The following is an 18,713-nucleotide window of genomic DNA, read 5'->3' as shown; positions in this document are numbered from 1 at the left end:
CGCGATGGTCATGAACGGCTCGTTCCTGCGGGCCTCGCTGTTCACCTCGGTCGTCTCCTTCGGCGTCGCCGCGATGGCGATGGGCCTCGGTGTCCTCTTCACCGTCACCGGTGCCGCGCTCTTCAAGCTCACCCCGAAGAAGGACGAGACCCGCTGACGTCCGGCAGGTCGCCCGTCGAGGCGACCCACGCCAGGGGCCCGGTGCGCACGCACCGGGCCCCTTCCGCGTCCTTCGCCTCCCGAGCCCACTGATCGTCAGACGGTTCTGGGGGTGATCACCCCCAGAACCGTCTGACGATCAGTCGGGTAGGGGGTGAACCGGGGAGGGGCGCGGCGGCGTCGGGCCGCGTGGGTGACGGGCCGCGTGGGTGACGGGCCGCGTGGGTGACGGGCCGGGTGTGACGGCGGGTCAGCCGGTGACGACGCGCTCGCCGTCCTTCCACACCTCGCGCACCCGCGACCGCAGGTCGTCCAGGTCCCGGGCGTCGCCGTCCACGACGACGACGTCGGCGCGCAGACCCGGTGCCAGCCGGCCGACCTCGTCGGCGAGCCCGACCAGGCGGGCGGCCTGCGACGTGCTGGCGGCGAGCACCTGCTCGGGGCCCATCCCGCACGCCGCCATCAGCGGCAGCTCGTCGAGGTTCGTCCCGTGCGGGCCGACCCCGGCGTCGGTGCCCATGGCGATCGGGACGCCGGCCTCGACGGCCCGGGTGACGGCCTCGGTGTGCACCTCCGTCACCGCCAGGGACTTGGCGACCATGACCTCGGGGATCGCGGCCCCCGCGGCCGCGGCGGCCTGGACGGCGCGAGGGGCGACGAGCGTCGGCACGAGCCACGTGCCCCGCTCGAGCATGAGCTCGATGCCCTCGTCGTCGAGGTAGATGCCGTGCTCGATCGACCGGACGCCCGCGCGGACGGCGTTCTTGATGCCCTGGGCGCCCTGCGCGTGGGCCATCACCGGGCGCTCCTGCGCCGAGGCCTCGGCGACGAGGACGTCGAGCTCGGCGGGGGTGAACTGGGCGTGCCGGGGGTCGTCCGCGGCCGAGAGCACGCCGCCGGTGGTGCACACCTTGAGGACGTCGGCCCCGGCGCGCAGCAGCGTGCGCGCGGCCTTGCGCATCTCCTCGACGCCGTCGACCACCCCCGACGGGCGGCCCGGGTGGGGGATCAGCCACGGGACGTCGCTGCCGCAGGGCATCCAGTCGTCACCGTGGCCGCCGGTCTGGCTGAGGATGCTGATGGAGACCTGCATCCGCGGGCCGACCACGAGCCCGTCGTCCACGGCCTTCTTCACCCCGAGGTCGGCACCCCCGGCGTCGCGGACCGTGGTGATGCCGCAGGCCAGGGTCGACCGCAGGTTCCGCGCGGCCTCGTAGAACGGGTAGGAGAACGGCGTCTGCAGGGAGCGCAGCACGTCGACCCCCGAGATCATCACGTGCACGTGGCAGTCCACCAGCCCGGGCAGGACGGTGCGCCCGGTGCAGTCGACGACGTCGTCGCCGTCCAGGCCGCGGCCCACGTCGACGACCCGACCGCCCTCCACGGCGACGTCCGCCTCGCCCGTCGTCGTGCCGTCGAACACCAGGCCACCGCTGAACACCGTGCGCGTCATGGGCGCACTCTGCCGCACGGCGGCGGCGACGCACGCGCGACGCCCCGGTGCGTGGGCGGCACCGGGGCGTCGGTCGGTCGTGCCGGAGGGGTCAGTCCCACTCCGGGGCGAACGGCGGGTCGATGTACCGGCGGCGGACGCTCGACAGCTCGTCGAGGCGGGCGACGTCGGCGTCGGTGAGGTCCACCTCGAGCGCCGAGAGGTTCTCGCGTCGCCGGTCCGGGTTCGTGGACCGGGGCAGGACCGTGACGCGCTCCTGGCGGGCCAGCCAGGCGATCGCCACCTGCCCGGGGGTGGCGTCCCGCTCCTTCGCCACCTCGACCAGCACCGGGTCCTCGAGGAGGCCCTTGCCGTTGGCCAGCGGCGAGTACGCCGTGATCATGACGTCGCGCTCGGCCGCCGTGGCCAGCAGCTTCTGCTGGCTGAGGTGCGCGTGGTACTCGACCTGGTCGGCGAACACCTCCGGGACGGCGTCGAGGGCCTTGTGCAGCAGCTGGGACGGCGCGTTGGAGACGCCGACCTCGCGGACGAGGCCCCGCTCGCGCAGCGCCTTGAGCTCGCCGAGACCGGCCTCCATCACCGCCCAGTCCTCGACGGGCCAGTGCAGGAGCAGCAGGTCGAGGTGGTCGACGCCCAGCAACCGCAGCGAGCGCTCGGCGCTGGCACGCAGGGCGGAGGGCTCGTAGTCGTCACGCCACACCTTGGAGGTCAGCCAGTACTCGTCGCGGGCCAGGCCGCTGCGGCGCAGGCCCTCGCCGACCTGCTCCTCGTTGCCGTAGGCGGCGGCCGTGTCGACGTGCCGGTAGCCGGCCGCGAGCGCGTCCGCGACGGTGTCGGTCGCGGTGTCGCCGGTGACCTCCCAGGTGCCGATGCCCAGGGTGGGGACGGCGACGCCGCGGACGGTCTTCGTGGTGGGGATGCTCATGGTCCCCGACCCTAGGTCGGGGTCCGCGCCCGCGCCGCTCGGGAGCGGGGCGCGGTGACCCAGCGACTCAGCGGAAGACGACGGTCCGGCGTCCGTCGACGAGGACGCGGTGCTCGGCGTGCCAGCGGACGGCGCGGGCCAGGGCCCGGGACTCCAGGTCGCGTCCGATCGCCTTGAGCTCGGAGACGTCGTGGGCGTGGCTGACCCGCTCGACGTCCTGCTCGATGATCGGCCCCTCGTCGAGGTCGGCCGTGACGTAGTGGGCGGTCGCCCCGATGACCTTGACGCCGCGGGCGTACGCCTGGTGGTACGGCCTGGCGCCGGCGAAGCTCGGCAGGAACGAGTGGTGGATGTTGATGGCGCGGCCGGCGAGGCGCTCGCACAGGGCGGGGGAGAGGACCTGCATGTACCGGGCGAGCACGACGAGGTCGGAGCCGGTGTCGCGGACGAGGTCCAGCAGCGCCTGCTCGGCGTGGGGCTTGGTCTCGGGTGTCACCGGGACGTGGTGGAACGGCACGCCGTAGAACGCGGCGAGCTCGGCCAGGTCGGTGTGGTTGCCCACCACGGCGCGCACGTCGACGGGCAGGGTGCCGGAGCGCTGCCGGAACAGCAGGTCGTTGAGGCAGTGCCCCTCGCGGCTGACCATCACGACCGTGCGGACGGGGCGCAGCGGCACCAGCTCGGCGCTCATCGCGAACGCGCGCGCGACGTCCTCGACCCGCTCGCGCAGCGGGTCGACGTCCGCGCCGGGGGCGAGGTCGGCCTGCACCCGCATGAAGAACGACTCGGACGAGGGCTCACGGAACTGCTGGCTCTCGACGATGTTCGCGCCGACGGCCGCGATGGCCCCGGAGACGGCGTGCACGATCCCCGGCCGGTCGGGGCAGGACAGGGTGAGCACCCACGAGCGGCCCGGGGTCGCGGTGGGCAGCGCGTCGGGTCGCGCGGGGACGGGGGTGCCGGTCACGGCGGTCAAGGCTAGTGCGCGCGCCGGGGGCGTCGTTCGCTAGCCTGGCCGGGCCGCGACTGGCGTACAGGTGGTCAACCACCGGGGAGCGGCACCGCACCACCGACGAGGGGTCGTCCGCCTGGGCCCCTGCCGTGCTGCAGAGTGCCCGCCAGCCCAGAGGAGGAACGTCGATGACCGACGTGAGCAACGAGACCGTCGCCCCGGCCGCGGACGCGGCCGCCGGACCGGCCGTGGGAGCCGCCGCGACCCGTGCCGTCACCCAGGCGCCCCTCGCCGAGGTGGACCCGGAGATCGCCGCCGTCCTGCGCGACGAGCTCGGCCGCCAGCGGGGGACGCTGGAGATGATCGCCAGCGAGAACTTTGCGCCGCGCGCCGTCCTGGAGGCCCAGGGTTCGGTGCTGACGAACAAGTACGCCGAGGGCTACCCGGGCCGCCGCTACTACGGCGGGTGCGAGTTCGTCGACGTCGCCGAGGAGCTGGCGCGTGAGCGGGCGAAGGCGCTGTTCGGCGCGGAGCACGCCAACGTCCAGCCGCACGCCGGGGCGCAGGCCAACGCGGCGGTCATGCACGCCCTGATCCGGCCGGGCGACACGATCCTCGGCCTGGAGCTGGCGCACGGCGGCCACCTCACCCACGGCATGAAGATCAACTTCAGTGGGCGGCTGTACGACGTGGCCGCCTACGGCGTGGACCCGCAGACGTTCCTGGTCGACATGGACGCCGTCCGCGAGGTGGCGCTCGAGCGCCGGCCGAAGCTCATCATCGCCGGCTGGTCGGCGTACCCGCGGCACCTGGACTTCGCCGCGTTCCGCTCGATCGCCGACGAGGTCGGCGCCCTGCTGATGGTGGACATGGCCCACTTCGCCGGCCTGGTCGCCGCGGGCCTGCACCCCTCGCCGGTGCCGCACGCGGACGTCGTCACGACGACCGTGCACAAGACCCTGTCGGGGCCGCGCAGCGGGATGATCCTGTCGCGGGCCGAGCACGCCAAGAAGATCGACTCCGCGGTGTTCCCGGGGCAGCAGGGTGGTCCGCTGATGCACGCGGTCGCCGCGAAGGCCGTCGCGATGAAGATCGCCGCGGGGGAGGAGTTCCGGGCGCGCCAGCAGCGCACCATGGACGGCGCCCGGGTCCTCGCCGAGCGCCTCACGGGCTCCGACGTGGCGCAGGCCGGGGTGTCCGTCCTGACCGGCGGCACCGACGTCCACCTCGTGCTCGTCGACCTGCGCGAGTCGCAGCTCGACGGCAAGCAGGCGGAGGACCGGCTTCACGAGGTCGGCATCACGGTGAACCGCAACGCCATCCCGTTCGACCCCCGCCCGCCGATGGTGACGTCCGGGCTGCGGATCGGGACGCCGGCGCTGGCGACCCGCGGGTTCGACGAGGCCGCGTTCGCCGAGGTCGCCGACGTCATCGCCGCCGCTCTGCAGCCGAGCTGCGACGTCGAGGCGCTGCGCGGCCGGGTCGCGACCCTCGCCGAGCAGTTCCCGCTCTACGACGGCCTGGAGGACTGGTGACCGCGCGCCGTCTCGACGGCACCGCCACCGCCGCCGCGATCAAGGCGGAGCTCAAGGAGCGGGTCGACGTCCTGCGCGCCCGGGGGCTCACCCCGGGCCTCGGCACGGTGCTCGTGGGGGACGACCCCGCCAGCCACGCGTACGTGCGGGGCAAGCACCGCGACTGCGCGGAGGTGGGGATCGAGAGCCTGCGGGTCGACCTGCCCGCGGACGCCCCGGCCGCCCAGGTCGAGGAGGCGGTCGACCGGCTCAACGCCGACCCGGCGTGCACCGGCTACATCGTCCAGCTGCCGCTGCCCGCGGGGCTCGACTCCGACGCCGTGCTCGACCGGATCGACCCGGGCAAGGACGCCGACGGGCTGCACCCGTACAACCTGGGTCAGCTCGTGACGAAGGTGTCCGGTCCGGTGACGACACCGCTGCCGTGCACGCCGCGGGGGGTCGTCGAGATCCTGCGCCGCCACGAGGTGGACCTGTCGGGCGCGGAGGTCTGCGTCGTCGGCCGGTCGGTCATCGTCGGCCGCACCCTCGGGCTGCTGCTGACCCGGCGTGAGGTCAACGCGACCGTGACGTCGTGCCACACCGGGACGAAGGACCTCGCCGCCCACACCCGGGCCGCGGACGTCGTCGTCGCCGCCGCGGGGGTCGCGGGGATGCTGACGCCGGAGATGGTCCGGCCCGGCGCCGTCGTCGTCGACGTCGGCATCAACCGGGTCGAGGACCCGGCGACGGGGAGGGCGCGCCTCGTCGGTGACGTCGACCCGGCCGTCGAGGAGGTCGCCGGCTGGTTCACGCCGGTGCCGGGCGGGATCGGGCCGATGACGCGGGCGATGCTGCTGGCGAACGTCGTCGAGGCGGCCGAGCGCTCCCTCGCCTGAGACGGTGCGGGTGGGGTGACCCGTCCACGACCGCCGGTGCCCCCGGTCACTCAGCAGGTGACCGGGGCACCGACGGTCAGCGGCCGGCCAGCCGCAGCGTGCCGGTGCTGGCTCCCGCGGGGTCGAAGGCGGCGCACTGGATGGTGCGGTCGTGGCTGTGCCGCCACGATTGCTCGCTCGGGTAGAACAGGTAGACGTCGAGGGCGGAGTCAGCCCAGGGGACGCCGACGAACGACTCGAACTCCGCCGCGCACCGGTCGAACGCCTCGTCCGCCACCTGCTGCTCGCCGGGGAACGACGGCCCCGTCGTCATGTCGAGGACGGCGTACACCTCCGCGAAGTGCGCTGTGCCGCACGGGACGACGGCGACGCCCTGGACCATCTCTGCGGAGGGCTCGTCGAAGCAGTCGCCCACCCGCAGCGTGAAGACGCTCTCGGTACCGGCGTCGACCACGCTGCCGGCACTGTCGCGCTGCGGCTGCAACGCGAAGCCGACCGCGAGCAGGACGACGAACCCGACGACCCACAGGCCGCTGATGACCAGCGCCCACACGGCCAGCCCCTTGCCGTCGTCCCGCCGGGCGCGGATCTGGTTCAGGGCGATGACGGCGAACACGACGCTGAGCAGAACGCCACCGAGCAACGACAGCACGAAGGCGGCGACGGCGAGGCCGTTGGTGCGGCCCGAGCGGGGAACCTGCTGTGCCCACGGGGGTGCCGGTGCCGCCGGCAGCGGCGGTGGCGGTGGCGGTGGCGGTGGCGGTGGCAGCGTGGTGAGGTGCGACGGGGGCCCGGGCGACCCCCAGTCGGGCGTCGCCTGGCTGCCGTCCTGTCGATCCTGCTCGGTCACGCCGCGCGCCTCCGTCTCGTGCGGGGCGCCTGCCGCCCGCCGGCGCACAGTCTCGCGCGCGCCGTCCGCGCGACGCAGCGGGTTCGGCACGCAGGCCCCCGCCCGGCTCAACCGGTCGGCGGGGTCACCCGAGCGACCTGGCCGCCAGCGTGGCGGCGGCGAGGTCCGCGTACAGGCCGGCGCCGTCGGCGAGGACGTCGTCGGTGTACGCCGCGAACGGCGAGTGGTTGTAGGCCGCGTTCTCGTGGTCGCCCCCCGCCGGGGCCCCGAGGAAGAGCATGGCCCCGGGCACGGCCTGCAGGACGCGGGAGAAGTCCTCGGACCCGGTGATCGGGTCGTCCATGGTCTGCCACCGGTCGGACCCCAGCGTCTCGCCGACGACCCGCTCCGCGAAGCCGACGGCGGTGGCGTCGTTGACGGTGACGGGGTACTGCCGCACGAACCGGGCGTCGACCTCGACGCCGTGGGCGGCGGCCACCCCCTGGCAGTACCGGACGGTGTCCTTCTCGAGCCGGGCGAGGACGTCGTCGTCGAAGCAGCGCACCGTCGCGGCGAACTGGGCGGTGTCGGGGATGACGTTGGCCTTGGTGCCGGCGGAGAACTGCCCGACGGTGAGCACCGCGGGCGCGAACGGCGACACGGTGCGGGTCATGAGGTTCTGCAGGCCGAGCACCATCTCGGCGGCCACGGGCACCGGGTCCTTCGCCATCTGGGGGGCCGACCCGTGCCCGCCCGCGCCGCGCACGGTGACGTGCAGCTCGTTGCTGGAGGCCATCAGCGGGCCGCCGCGGCCGGTCACGACCCCTGTCGGGATGGACGCCGAGAACACGTGCAGCGCCCACGCCCCGTCGGGACGACGCCCGGCGGCGTCCAGGACGCCTTCGTCGATCATCACCCCGGCGCCGTCGAAGCCCTCCTCACCGGGCTGGAACATGAGGACGACGTCACCGGGCAGCTCGTCGCGCCGGGCGTGCAGCAGCCGCGCGGCGCCGACGAGCATCGACGTGTGCAGGTCGTGGCCGCACGCATGCATCCGTCCCTCGTGCTCGCTGCGGAACGGGACGTCGACCTCCTCGGTCACCGGCAGCGCGTCCATGTCCCCGCGCAGCAGCACCGTGCGGCGCTCGGCGTCCGGCACGTCGGCGCCGCCACGCAGCACCGCGGTGACGCTCGTGCACCCGGTGCCCGTGGTGACCTCCAGGTCGAGCCCCTCCAGCGCCTCCAGGACGGTCGCCTGGGTGCGGGGCAGGTCGAGCCCGACCTCGGGGATGCGGTGCAGCGCGTGCCGCAGCTCGGCCAGGTCGCCCTGGAGGGCGCGGGCGTCCTCGGAGAAGGTCATGGGGCGTCTCTACCACGGCGCCGTGGTGGTGGGCCACACGTGGCCGGCGCCCGCGCGCCAGCAGGCCCCTCCTACGATCCCCGGGTGCTCACCGTCGCCTCCGTCAACGTCAACGGCGTGCGTGCCGCGCACCGTCGCGGGATGCCCGCGTGGCTCGAGCAGCGGCGTCCGGACGTGCTGTGCCTGCAGGAGGTGCGCGCCCCGGACGCGGTGCTGTGCCAGACGCTCGGCGAGGGCTGGGGGCTGGCGCACAGCGAGCCGACGCTCGACGGGCACGCCGGACGCGCGGGGGTCGCGGTCGCGTCCCGGCTGCCAGTCCGGGAGGTCCGGGACGACGTGGGGGACGCGGCGTTCGCCGGGGCCGGCCGCTGGGTGGAGGCCGACCTCGAGCTGCCCGGTGGCGGGCTGCTCACCGCGGTGAGCGTGTACGTGCACACCGGCGAGGCCGACACCCCGAAGCAGGACGTCAAGTACGCCTTCCTCGACGCGATGACCTCCCGGATGACGGTGCTGCGCGCGGCCGGGCACCACGTGCTGGTCTGCGGGGACCTCAACGTCGCGCACCGCGAGGAGGACCTGCGCAACTGGAGGGGCAACCTGAGGAAGTCCGGGTTCCTGCCGCGGGAGCGGGCGTACCTGGACCGGTGGTTCGACGAGCTCGGCTGGGTGGACGTCGTCCGCGCCCTGGCCGGGGAGGGGCCCGGTCCGTACTCGTGGTGGTCGTGGCGGGGCCGGGCGTACGACAACGACACCGGCTGGCGGATCGACTACCAGATCGCCAGCCCCGCCCTGGCCGCGGCCGCCGTCAAGGCCGAGGTGGACCGGGCTCCCTCGTACGCCGAGCGGTGGAGCGACCACGCCCCCGTGGTCGTGTCGTACGACCTCTGAGCACGGGCTCCAGGGCGCCCGGGGTGGGTTCCTCGGCGTGACGGGGCGAGGTGAGTCGCCGTACAGTGACTCCCTGTGAGCATTTGGACTCGCAGTGTCACTGCCATCGCGGCCGTCGCCGTGCTCCCGGCGCTGGCTGCCTGCGGTCAGGACCCGGGTGCGGCGCGCGGCGGGACCGTCCCGTCCCCGGCCGCCGAGGCGCTGCGGGTCGCCGAGCCGCTGGCCGTCACGGCCCCCGCCGACGCTCCGGTGCCGGCCGCGGCGGCGCTGACCTCCGTCGTCCCCCCGCCGGCGCCCGAGCCGCACGACGCGGCCGGGACGCCGGCCGTGGCGCGGCCGGGCGGGCAGCAGGCGGCGTCCCGCGGTACCGCCCGCGACCCGCTTCCCTCCACCTCCGGCCGGGCCGACGCGCTGGCCTCGGCCGTGGACGCCGAGCGGACCAGCCGCGGCCTGCGGGCGCTCGGGCCGTCGTCCTGTGCCCTGCGGTACGCCCAGCGCTGGGCCGACCACGTGGCGTCCACGGGCCGGTGGGCCCACCAGGACCTGCGGCCGGTCCTCGACGGCTGCGCCGCCGCCGTCGTCGGGGAGAACATCGCGCGCGGTAGCGGCGACGCCGCGCAGACCGTCTCCGCGTGGATGGGCTCACCCGGTCACCGGGCCAACATCGTCGACGGGGCCTACACGCACTCGGGCATGGCCGTCGCCCAGGCGCCCGACGGCCGCTGGGTCGCCGTCCAGGTGTTCGTCGGCTACTGAGTCCCGTCGCGGGGCGGCGGCCCGGGTGCGTGGTTCACGCGTGCTGGTCCAGCTCGCGGGGCAGGTCGCGCATCCGCAGCAGCGGTGACAGCACGACGGGCAGGGTCGCGACCAGGCTGCCGGCCACGGTGACCCACAACGTCGGGACGATCCCGAACCGGGTGCCGAGGACGGCGGCGAGCAGGCCGCCGAACGGCTGGATGCCCCACACCACGAACCGGATCGAGGCGTTCATCCGGCCGAGCAGCGGCCGCGGGCAGACCCGCTGCCGGAAGCTCACCTGGGTGACGTTGTAGACGACGACGCAGAACATCCCGCCGAACGAGCCGACGGCGAGCAGGACGACGGGTGGCACCACGTCGGCGGCGTGCGCGGCGACCGGGGTCAGCGCGAAGAAGGGCGTCCAGGCGAGCGCCGACAGCGGGATCGCGCGGCCCTCGCCGACCAGCCGCTGCACCCGGTCGGACACGACCGCGCCGAGCAGACCGCCGACGGCCCCCACGGAGAAGACCGTCCCCAGGGCCGCGGCCGTGAGGTCGAGGTCCCGCAGCGCGAACAGCACGAGCAGGGCCCCGGACGTCGCCCCGAAGAGGTTGGCCAGGGCGGTGCAGGCGGTGATCCGCCGGATCAGCGGGTGGTCGCGCACGAACCGCAGGCCCTCGCCGATCTCGGTGCGCAGGGGACGGCGCGTGCTGCGGTCCGGTGGGCTCTCCTGCTGGCGGATCCGCCCCACGAAGGCGATCGAACCGATCATGCAGACCGCCGTGCCGAGGAGCGTGAACGGCGCGCCGACGACGCGGATCAGCGAGCCGCCGACCGCCGGCCCGGCGACCTGCGCCACCGACTGGACGGCCTGCAGCTTGGCGTTGCCCTCGCTGATCCGGTCCGAGGGCACGATGTCCGGCAGGTAGGACTGGTAGGCGACGTCGAAGAACACCGTGGCCGCACCGACCCCGACGGCCACCGCGTACAGCTGCCAGATCGTCAGGACGTCGAGCACGTACGCCGCCGGCAGGGTGAGCAGGAGCGCACCGCGCACGGCGTCCCCGGCCATCAGGACGCGCTTCTTGCGCCAGCGGTCCACCCAGGCGCCGGCGGGCAGGCCGATGACGAGGAACGCGAGCATCTCGAACGTCGTCAGCAGGCCCATCTGCGCCTCGTCCGCCGCGAGCTCCCGGACGGCGAGGACGGGCAGCGCGAGCATCGTCAGCTGCACGCCGAGCTGGCTGACCGCGTCGCCGTACCAGAGCTGGCGGAAGTCGTGGTGGCGGAAGAGGGAGTCCCGGCGACCGCCGGCGCCGCCAGGGGGCGCAGGCGTCACGCCGGTGTCGGGGGACGTCACCGGGCCAGGGTGGCCCAAGCGATTGGGATCCGTCAATCAGTTAGCCTCGGACCGTGGCCGACGCCGTCCAGCACCCCGCCGAGCAGCCCGACGAGGGCCCGCCCCCGCCGCCGCCCCCGCCGCCGCACGGTCCCCACCCGCCCGGCGCGCCGTTCGGTCCCTGGAGCCACCGCCCCGCGGACGACGCCGAGGCCCGCGCGCTGGCGTCCGGCCTGCGGCTGCAGATCCTGCGGCTGACGCTGCGCGACGCGCTGACCAACAAGGAGATCGCCGAGCGCCTCGACCGCAACCCTGCGTCCGTCCTGCACCACGTGCGCACCCTGGTGGCCACCGGCTTCCTCGTCGCCGACGACGAGCGCCGCGGCACCCGGGGGGCGCGTGAGGTGCCCTACCGGGCCACCGGCAAGTCCTGGTACCTCACGCAGGACACCGGCTCGCGGGCGATCGTCGACGCCTTCCTCGCCGAGTCCGCGGACGTCCCGGAGGAGGACCTCGACATCTGGCGGCTGGGGCTGCGCCTGGACGACGAGGGCCGAGCCGAGCTGGGCCGCCGGCTGCACGCGCTGCTGGCCGAGATGGCGGCCCGGCCACCGGCACCCGGCGGTCGCGACTGGTCGCTCCTCGTCGCGCTCCACCCCGAGGCGGCCCGCGGGCGCCCCGGACGACGACGAGGCGCCTGACGCCGGGCGCTCAGCGCCGCGGATCCGGCTCCCGTGGGCCCCGACCTCAGCTCTCCCGACCCGCCGCCCTCGACGCCTGGGCCAGCAGGAGGCCGGGCGGTCCGTGGCCGGCGCGGGCGAACGCCTCCCTGACGCCCAGGGCGACGAGCGGCACCGAACCCGCATCCACCAGCGCGATCGCCGAGCCGCCGAACCCGCCACCGGTCATCCGGGCGCCGAGCGCCCCGGCGTCCCGCGCTGCGGCCACGGCGGTGTCCAGCTCGGGGCTGGACACCTCGTAGTCGGCGCGCAGGGACTCGTGCGAGGTGTCGAGCAGCGGCCCGACCCCGCGCAGGTCACCGTCCCGCAGCCGGTCGACGACCTGCCGGACCCGGGCGACCTCGGTGACGACGTGCCGGGCGCGACGGCGCAGCACGTCGTCCTGGAGAGGCTCGAGGAGCGCCTCGACGTCCGCGGCGGCGCCCGGGTGGTCCGCGACCTCGCGCAACGACGGCACGCCCAGCGCCGCGGCGGCGCGCTCGCACGCGGCCCGGCGGTCGGCGTACTGGCCGTCGACCAGGCGGTGCGGCGCCCGGGTGTCGACCACCAGCAGCGCGAGCCCGTGGTCGTCCAGCGGCAGCGGGACGTGGGCGGTGGCGCCGTCCCGGCAGTCCAGGAGGAGCGCGTGGCCCGCGCGGGCCAGCAGGGCGACGGACTGGTCCATCCCGCCGGTGGGCGCCCCGGCGACCTCGTTCTCCGCGCGCACGCACGCGCGGGCGAGGCGGCGCCGGCCCGGCTCGTCGTCGTCCAGGCCGGCCAGCGACGCGACGGCGAGCGCGACGGCGCACTCCAGCGCGGCGGAGCTGGACAGCCCCGCCCCCAGCGGGACGCGGCCGTCCACGGCGACGTCGACCCCCGGGACGTCCAGCCCGTCCTCCCGCAGGGCCCAGAGCACACCCGCGGCGTACGCCGCCCACCCGTCGACCGTGCCCGGGCCGACGGAGCCGACCCGGCCCCGCCAGCCGGCGTCGTCCTGCCGGCTGACCAACCGGACGGCGTCGTCGTCGCGGCGGCGGACGGCGACCGCGGTCCGGTGCGGCAGGGCCAGCGGCAGGCACAGCCCGCCGACGTAGTCGACGTGCTCGCCGACCAGGTTCACCCGTCCCGGCGCGGACCAGACGCCGTCGGGCTCGCCGTCGAAGGACATCCGGAACGCGGCGACGGCACCGGCGGCGACCTCGGCGGCCGAGGGCGCGGGCGCGACGTCGGGGCTCATCGCCCCGTCTCCCCAGCCGGCCGGCTCACCCGGCCACCTCCCGCAACCGGTCGGCGACCGCCTCCGGGGTGGTGTCGTTGATCCACGCACCCATCGCCGACTCCGAGCCCGCCAGGTACTTGAGCCTGCCGGGGGACCGCAGCACGGAGAACAGCTGGAGGTGCAGGCGGCCCAGGTCGCGCTGCGGTCCCACGGGCGCCTGGTGCCAGCCCGCGACGTACGGCAGCCGCTGCACGCCGTCGAAGAAGCGGTCGAGCGCGGTCAGCAGCCGCAGGTAGGTGGCGGCCAGGTCGTCGCGCTCGCCGTCGTCCAGGGCGGCGAGGTCCGGCACGTCGCGGTGCGGGGCCAGGTGCACCTCGACGGGCCAGCGCGCGGCGGCGGGGACGTACGCCGTCCAGTGCTCGCCGCTGGCCACGACCCGCCGGCCGGACCGCCGCTCCGTGTCCAGGACGTCGCGCAGCAGGTTGCGCCCCGTCGCCTCGCGGTGCCGCTGCGCCTGGCGCAGCAGCGTCGCGGCGCGCGGCGGGACGAACGGGTAGGCGTAGATCTGGCCGTGCGGGTGGTGCAGGGTGACGCCGATCTCCTCGCCGCGGTTCTCGAAGCAGAAGACCTGGCGCACGCCCGGCACGGCGGACAGCTCACGGGTCCGGTCCGCCCACGCCTCGACGACGGTCCGGACCCGACCCACACCGAGGTCGGCCAGCGACGCCCCGTGGTCGTCGGAGAAGCACACCACCTCGCACCGGCCGTGGGCGGGGCGCGACGGCCACAGCGGCTGGCCGTCGACGCAGGGGGGCGGCTGCTCCGCCTCACCGGCGAAGCTGGGGAAGCGGTTCTCGAAGACCACCACGTCGTAGGCGGCCTCGGGCACCTCGGTGGGGACGGCGGGGTCGCGTGTCGGGCACAGCGGGCACTCGGCGCGCGACGGCAGGTGCGTGCGGGTCATCCGGTGCGCCGCCACGGCGACCCACTCGCCGGTCAGGACGTCGTAGCGCAGCGTCCCGGCGCCGGCGGCCGGCCCGAGGTCCCGCTGGTCGGCGGCCGTGCGGTCCGCCGCGCCGGAGACCCACGGCTCGCGGTCGTCGAAGTAGACGATCGGGCGACCGTCGGCGAGGCGGGCGGCCGTCCGGCGCACCCGGGGCCGCACCGTCGGGCGGCCGGGCCCGCTGCTCACGCGCCCTCCCGCGCGCCACCGGCCGCCGGGAGGTCCCCGGGCTCGAGCCCGTCGGCGCGGCCGGCGCCCGTGGGGGCCAGCACGAGGCGCCCGACCTGGCTGGCGACGGCCTGCCGCGCGTCGCCGGGCAGGCCGTCGTCGGTGACGAGGACGTCGACGCCGCTCAGCGGGGCGATCGTGCTCAGCGCCACCACGCCCCACTTGCTGGCGTCGGCGCACACGACGCTCGTGCGACCGCAGTCGAGCATCGCCCGGTCCGTCTCGCCCTCGACGAGGTTGGGGGTGGTCAGGCCGGCGCGGGCGTCCAGGCCGTGCACGCCGAGGAAGACCAGGTCGACGTGCAGGCCGCGCAGCGCGGCGACGGCGACCGGTCCGACCAGGGCGTCGGACGGGGTGCGCACCCCGCCGGTGAGCACCACCGTGAGGTCCTTGCGCTGGCTGTCGTGCATGAGCTGGGCGACCGGGACGGAGTTCGTCACCACGGTCAGCTCCGGCACGTCGAGCAGCTGGCGGGCCACGGCGTACGTCGTCGTCCCGGCCGACAGGGCGATCGAGGAGCCCGGCTCCACGAGCCGGGCGGCGGCCACGGCGATCGCCTGCTTCTCGTGGGTCTGCAGGGACGACTTCGCCGAGAAGCCGGGCTCGTCGGCGCTGTGCGAGCGCAGGTCCGTCGCGCCGCCGTGCACCCGGGCGACCAGCCCGCGGGCAGCGAGCGCCTCGATGTCGCGCCGGACCGTCATGTCGGACACCCCGAGGCGGGTGACGAGCTCGGACACGCGCACGCCCCCGTCCCGGCGCACCTGCTCGAGGATCAGCTCCTGCCGCTGCCGTGCCAGCACCGTGCCCCCTCAGCTCTCCCGGACGACGGCGACCCCACCGGCCGCGAGGTCCAGCCCGTCGACGTCGCCCCCCACCAGCAGGTCGACGCCGCGCACCCCCTCGACGCGCGCCGGCTCGTCGCCGTGGTTGACCGCGAACAGGTACGACCGGCCGGACCCGCGGCGGCGGACCACCTCGACGCCGGTCGGCGCGTCGGCGGCGGCCGCCACCCCGGCACCCTCGCACACGCGCGCCGTCAGCGCGTCCAGGCAGCCGGCGTCGAGCCGGGTGGCGACGTACCAGGCGCCCGCGCCGCTGCCGGGGACGGTCCGGTGGGTCACGGCGGGGACGCCGGGCACCGGGCCGTCGTCGTAGGCCAGCACGGCGCGGGCGTCGCGCAGGTGCAGGTGCTCGGTCCACAGGGTGCCCGTGCCGCCGCGGGCGTCGCCGCCGTCCGCCGCCGACACGTGGACGACGGCGTCGTCGGCAAGGGGCAGCAGCTCCTCGACGTGGACGCCGAGGAGGTCGCGGAAGGCCCCCGGGTAGCCGCCGAGGCGCACGTGGTCGTTCTCGTCGACGATGCCGGAGAAGTAGGTGACGACGACGTGGGCACCCGCCGCGGCGGCGTCGGCCACCGCGGCGGCGGTGGTGTCGCTGCACAGGTACAGCGTCGGGACGAGGACGAGCCGGTAGCCGGTCAGGTCCGTGCCGGGCGGGACGACGTCCACGGTGACGTGGGCGCGGCGCAGCGCCGCGTGCAGGTCGTGCGCGACGTCGCCGTACCGCACGCGCGAGCTGGGGTGGGCCTCCTGGTCGCACGCCCAGCCGGCCTGGTAGTCCCAGAGCAGCGCGACCTCGGCCTCGACGCGGGTGCCGACGACCTCGCCGAGCGCCCGGCAGGCCCGGCCGAGCCCGCTGACCTCGTCCCACAGCCGCGTGCCGGTGCCGGCGTGCGGCACGAGGCCGGAGTGGAACTTCTCCGCACCGGCGCGCGAGGCCCGCCACTGGAAGAACCCCAGGGTGTCGGCACCCCGGGCCACGTGCACGAGGCTGTTGCGCAGCATCTGCCCCGGTCGCTTGGCCAGGTTGACGGGCTGCCAGTTCACCGCGCTGGTCGAGTGCTCCATGAGCAGCCACGGGTCGCCGCCCGCCAGCCCGCGGGTGAGGTCGGCGGCGAACGCCAGCTCGGCCTCGGGGTCGTCCAGGGCTCCGGTGAGGTAGTGGTCGGTGCTGACGACGTCGACGTGCGGGGTCCACGCGGGGTAGTCCAGGTGCCGGAAGGAGTCCAGCGTCATGAAGTTCGTGGTGACGGGGACGCCGGGCGACAGCCGACGGAGCACGTCGAGCTCGGCGAGGTACTGGCGCAGCAGGGCGTCGGACGTGAACCGTCGGTAGTCCAGGACCTGGGTCGGGTTGGGGTGCGTGGGCGCCAGCCTGGGGGGGAGCACCTCCTCGAGCGTGGAGTAGCGCTGGCTCCAGAACGCCGTCCCCCAGGCGTCGTTGAGGGCGTCGACGTCGCCGTAGCGCTCCGCCAGCCAGACCCGGAAGGTCGCCGCGCAGCGGTCGCAGTAGCAGGGCGCGTTGTGGCAGCCGTACTCGTTCGAGACGTGCCACATGGCCAGCGCGGGGTGGTCGTGGTACCGACGGGCCAGCGTCGCCGTGACGGCGGTGGCGTGCTCGGTGAACACGGTCGAGCTCGGGCACCAGGCCTGCCGGCCCCCGGGCCACAGCGTCCGGCCCTCGCGGTCGACGGGCAGCGTGTCGGGGTGGGCCCGGGAGAACCAGGGGGGCGGGGAGGCGGTGGCGGTGGCGAGGTCGACGGCGACGCCCGCGCCGTCGAGCAGGTCCATGACCCGGTCGAGCCAGTCGAGCTCCCACCGGTCGGGCTCGGGCTGCAGCGTCGCCCACGAGAAGACACCCAGGGTGACGAAGGAGACCCCCGCCTCGCGCATCAGCGCGACGTCCTCCTCCCAGACCTCGGGTGGCCACTGCTCGGGGTTGTAGTCGCCCCCGAGGACGACGCGGTCCGACGGCCAGCTGCGCATGCCAGCAGCCTGCCCCGGCCCGCGTGGTGAAGTCAACGTGTTCCATCACGAAGTGTGTTCGGGTGTGTCCGTTGCGCCACGCTGGCGGTCGGTGCTGGTGGTGGGTGCGGTGCATCGACGGCGCCCGCGGTCGAGGACGCGCTCGGCCGAGTAGCCGTGTCCAGGTAAGGATCGCGGGTCGTGCACGTTGCCGGAACGTGTCCGCCGGACGTCTTGACAGGGGTGACCTCGACCACACAGGCTGACGAGTGATCGTGGGCGAACGTGTTGGAACGTGTTCGACCGTCGGCACCCGTCTCAGGAGGCGTCATGTCCCGTCCCCAGTCCGAGGCCGAGTACCTGGCCCGGCTCGTCCCACCGTCCGTGCGTGCCACCGCGATCGGGCGCCGCAGCCTGCTCAAGGGCGTGCTGGGCTCCGGGGCCCTGCTCGGCCTCACCGGCGGACTGGCCGCCTGCGGGTCCGACTCCGGCGGTGACGCCACCGGGTCGGTCACCTTCGGGTCCAACGAGACCGGCAACACGTTCGCGGAGCAGCGCGAGGCGATGGCCCAGGCCTTCTCCGAGGCGTCCGGGACGACGATCGACATCAACGCCGTCGACCACAACACGTTCCAGGAGAACATCAACACCTACCTGCAGGGCAACGCCGACGACGTCTTCTCCTGGTTCGCCGGCTACCGGATGCGCTTCTTCGCCGAGCAGGGCCTCATCGGGGACGTCAGCGACGTGTGGCCCATCGAGGGGATCGCCGACTCCTTCAAGGAGGCGTCCACCGGCAACGACGGCGCCCAGTACTTCGTCCCGCAGTCGTACTACCCGTGGGCCGTCTTCTACCGGAAGTCGATGTTCGCCGAGGCCGGGTACGCCGTCCCGACCACCTACGACGAGCTCATCAGCCTGTGCCAGGGCATGCAGGCCGACGGGCTGGTCCCGATCGCGTTCGGCGACAGCGACGGCTGGCCCGCGATGGGCACCTTCGACATGCTCAACATGCGCATCAACGGCTTCGACTTCCACATCTCCCTGATGGCCGGGGACGAGACGTGGGACGGTCCCGAGGTCAAGGCCGTGTTCGACCAGTGGCGCGAGCTGCTGCCCTTCCACCAGCCCGACGCGCTCGGGCGCACCTGGCAGGAGGCCGCCCAGACCCTGCAGCGCCGCGAGGCGGGCCTGTACATCCTCGGGACGTTCCTCAACGAGCAGTTCCCCGACGACGAGGACGACCTGGACTTCTTCACCTTCCCCGAGATCGACCCGTCCATCGGCGCGGGCGCGATCGACGCCCCCATCGACGGCTTCTGCATGTCCGCCGACCCGGACAACGAGGAGGGCGCCAAGGAGTGGCTGGCGTTCCTCGCCTCCCCGGAGGCCGCCGACGCCGCCGCGAGCACCGGCCTGCCGTTCATCGCCGCGAACTCCCAGGCCGACACGAGCCAGTACTCCGAGCTGCAGAAGAAGTCCGTCGAGCTCGTCAGCCAGGCCGAGAACATCGCCCAGTTCCTCGACCGCGACACCCGGCCGGACTTCGCCTCCACCGTGATCATCCCCGCGCTGCAGCGGTTCATCGGCAACCCCGACGACGTCGACTCGCTGGTCGCCGACATCGAGAGCCAGAAGAAGACGATCTTCGTCGACTGACGCCGGGGCCCGGTCCCCGCGAGCG

The 18,713-nt window shown here is 74.8% G+C and carries 16 protein-coding genes, 1 pseudogene and 1 riboswitch; of the genes and pseudogenes, 7 read left to right on the top strand and 10 right to left on the bottom strand.

The window, feature by feature from the left end; translation table 11 throughout:
- Positions 1-157: pseudogene (locus ACYVQV_RS10265) on the top strand (aromatic ring-opening dioxygenase LigA); the annotation flags it as partial.
- Positions 158-409: 252 nt separating this feature from the next.
- Here ACYVQV_RS10265 and ACYVQV_RS10260 read toward each other — a convergent pair.
- The 3 genes from ACYVQV_RS10260 to purU form a co-directional block, all read right to left on the bottom strand.
- Positions 410-1,612 (bottom strand): metal-dependent hydrolase family protein, encoded by a 1,203-nt coding sequence (locus ACYVQV_RS10260; protein ID WP_461023179.1) that lies wholly within the window; start codon positions 1,610-1,612, stop codon positions 410-412.
- Between the two features lie 91 nt (positions 1,613-1,703).
- Complete coding sequence (locus ACYVQV_RS10255) at positions 1,704-2,537, bottom strand: aldo/keto reductase (RefSeq protein ID WP_461023178.1); 834 nt, start codon at positions 2,535-2,537, stop codon at positions 1,704-1,706.
- A 67-nt stretch (positions 2,538-2,604) separates the two neighbouring features.
- Positions 2,605-3,513 (bottom strand): formyltetrahydrofolate deformylase, encoded by a 909-nt coding sequence (gene purU, locus ACYVQV_RS10250; RefSeq protein WP_461023177.1) that lies wholly within the window; start codon positions 3,511-3,513, stop codon positions 2,605-2,607.
- Between the two features lie 36 nt (positions 3,514-3,549).
- Positions 3,550-3,638, top strand: a riboswitch (ZMP/ZTP riboswitch).
- A 39-nt stretch (positions 3,639-3,677) separates the two neighbouring features.
- Between purU and glyA the strand changes: the two genes are divergently transcribed.
- Complete coding sequence (gene glyA / locus ACYVQV_RS10245; protein WP_461023176.1) at positions 3,678-5,024, top strand: serine hydroxymethyltransferase; 1,347 nt, start codon at positions 3,678-3,680, stop codon at positions 5,022-5,024.
- A complete protein-coding gene (locus tag ACYVQV_RS10240; RefSeq protein ID WP_461023175.1) occupies positions 5,021-5,902 on the top strand; it encodes a bifunctional methylenetetrahydrofolate dehydrogenase/methenyltetrahydrofolate cyclohydrolase in 882 nt (293 codons plus the stop codon). The genes glyA and ACYVQV_RS10240 overlap by 4 nt, the downstream gene beginning before the upstream one ends.
- Before the next feature lie 76 nt (positions 5,903-5,978).
- On the opposite strand, the gene ACYVQV_RS10235 is transcribed toward ACYVQV_RS10240, so the two are convergent.
- Complete coding sequence (locus tag ACYVQV_RS10235) at positions 5,979-6,752, bottom strand: DUF4190 domain-containing protein (protein ID WP_461023174.1); 774 nt, start codon at positions 6,750-6,752, stop codon at positions 5,979-5,981.
- Positions 6,753-6,876: 124 nt separating this feature from the next.
- The gene (locus ACYVQV_RS10230; RefSeq protein WP_461023173.1) at positions 6,877-8,091 is read right to left on the bottom strand and encodes a M20 metallopeptidase family protein; all 1,215 of its coding nucleotides are present in this window, start codon (positions 8,089-8,091) and stop codon (positions 6,877-6,879) included.
- A gap of 84 nt (positions 8,092-8,175) precedes the next feature.
- Here ACYVQV_RS10230 and ACYVQV_RS10225 point away from each other — a divergent pair, with 84 nt between their 5' ends.
- Positions 8,176-8,979, top strand: a complete 804-nt coding sequence (locus ACYVQV_RS10225; protein ID WP_461023172.1) for an exodeoxyribonuclease III — start codon at positions 8,176-8,178, stop codon at positions 8,977-8,979.
- 75 nt (positions 8,980-9,054) lie between these two features.
- Positions 9,055-9,735 carry a CAP domain-containing protein gene (locus tag ACYVQV_RS10220; protein ID WP_461023171.1) on the top strand — a complete coding sequence of 227 codons (681 nt, stop codon included), beginning with the start codon at positions 9,055-9,057 and terminating at the stop codon, positions 9,733-9,735.
- Positions 9,736-9,769: 34 nt separating this feature from the next.
- Here the strand turns inward: ACYVQV_RS10220 and ACYVQV_RS10215 are convergent, their stop codons facing one another.
- Positions 9,770-11,077, bottom strand: coding sequence for an MFS transporter (locus ACYVQV_RS10215; RefSeq protein ID WP_461023170.1), 1,308 nt, complete (start codon positions 11,075-11,077; stop codon positions 9,770-9,772).
- A gap of 53 nt (positions 11,078-11,130) precedes the next feature.
- Here ACYVQV_RS10215 and ACYVQV_RS10210 point away from each other — a divergent pair, with 53 nt between their 5' ends.
- Positions 11,131-11,757, top strand: coding sequence for an ArsR/SmtB family transcription factor (locus ACYVQV_RS10210; RefSeq protein ID WP_461023169.1), 627 nt, complete (start codon positions 11,131-11,133; stop codon positions 11,755-11,757).
- Positions 11,758-11,803: 46 nt separating this feature from the next.
- On the opposite strand, the gene galK is transcribed toward ACYVQV_RS10210, so the two are convergent.
- Genes galK through ACYVQV_RS10190 form a run of 4 tightly spaced genes read right to left on the bottom strand, consistent with a single transcriptional unit; the run spans position 11,804 to position 17,050 of the window.
- A complete protein-coding gene (galK, locus tag ACYVQV_RS10205) occupies positions 11,804-13,012 on the bottom strand; it encodes a galactokinase (protein ID WP_461023168.1) in 1,209 nt (402 codons plus the stop codon).
- A 25-nt stretch (positions 13,013-13,037) separates the two neighbouring features.
- The gene (galT, locus tag ACYVQV_RS10200; protein ID WP_461023190.1) at positions 13,038-14,147 is read right to left on the bottom strand and encodes a galactose-1-phosphate uridylyltransferase; all 1,110 of its coding nucleotides are present in this window, start codon (positions 14,145-14,147) and stop codon (positions 13,038-13,040) included.
- A gap of 35 nt (positions 14,148-14,182) precedes the next feature.
- Positions 14,183-15,025 carry a DeoR/GlpR family DNA-binding transcription regulator gene (locus tag ACYVQV_RS10195; RefSeq protein ID WP_461023167.1) on the bottom strand — a complete coding sequence of 281 codons (843 nt, stop codon included), beginning with the start codon at positions 15,023-15,025 and terminating at the stop codon, positions 14,183-14,185.
- A gap of 9 nt (positions 15,026-15,034) precedes the next feature.
- Entirely contained in the window at positions 15,035-17,050 is a 2,016-nt protein-coding gene (locus tag ACYVQV_RS10190) for a beta-galactosidase (protein WP_461023166.1), read from the bottom strand.
- 309 nt (positions 17,051-17,359) lie between these two features.
- Between ACYVQV_RS10190 and ACYVQV_RS10185 the strand changes: the two genes are divergently transcribed.
- Positions 17,360-18,688 carry an ABC transporter substrate-binding protein gene (locus tag ACYVQV_RS10185; protein ID WP_461023165.1) on the top strand — a complete coding sequence of 443 codons (1,329 nt, stop codon included), beginning with the start codon at positions 17,360-17,362 and terminating at the stop codon, positions 18,686-18,688.
- Positions 18,689-18,713: the final 25 nt, after the last annotated feature.

Source organism: Thalassiella azotivora (assembly GCF_054781695.1).
This window is presented reverse-complemented; position numbering and strand designations above follow the sequence as displayed.

What these genes read in the sequence shown, in the direction of transcription:
- ACYVQV_RS10260 (WP_461023179.1), bottom strand. Translation starts at nt 1,612, where the DNA reads ATGACGCGCACGGTGTTCAGCGGTGGCCTGGTGTTCGACGGCACGACG.
- ACYVQV_RS10255 (WP_461023178.1), bottom strand. Translation starts at nt 2,537, where the DNA reads ATGAGCATCCCCACCACGAAGACCGTCCGCGGCGTCGCCGTCCCCACC.
- glyA (WP_461023176.1), top strand. Translation starts at nt 3,678, where the DNA reads ATGACCGACGTGAGCAACGAGACCGTCGCCCCGGCCGCGGACGCGGCC.
- ACYVQV_RS10230 (WP_461023173.1), bottom strand. Translation starts at nt 8,091, where the DNA reads ATGACCTTCTCCGAGGACGCCCGCGCCCTCCAGGGCGACCTGGCCGAG.
- galK (WP_461023168.1), bottom strand. Translation starts at nt 13,012, where the DNA reads ATGAGCCCCGACGTCGCGCCCGCGCCCTCGGCCGCCGAGGTCGCCGCC.
- ACYVQV_RS10190 (WP_461023166.1), bottom strand. Translation starts at nt 17,050, where the DNA reads ATGCGCAGCTGGCCGTCGGACCGCGTCGTCCTCGGGGGCGACTACAAC.
- ACYVQV_RS10185 (WP_461023165.1), top strand. Translation starts at nt 17,360, where the DNA reads ATGTCCCGTCCCCAGTCCGAGGCCGAGTACCTGGCCCGGCTCGTCCCA.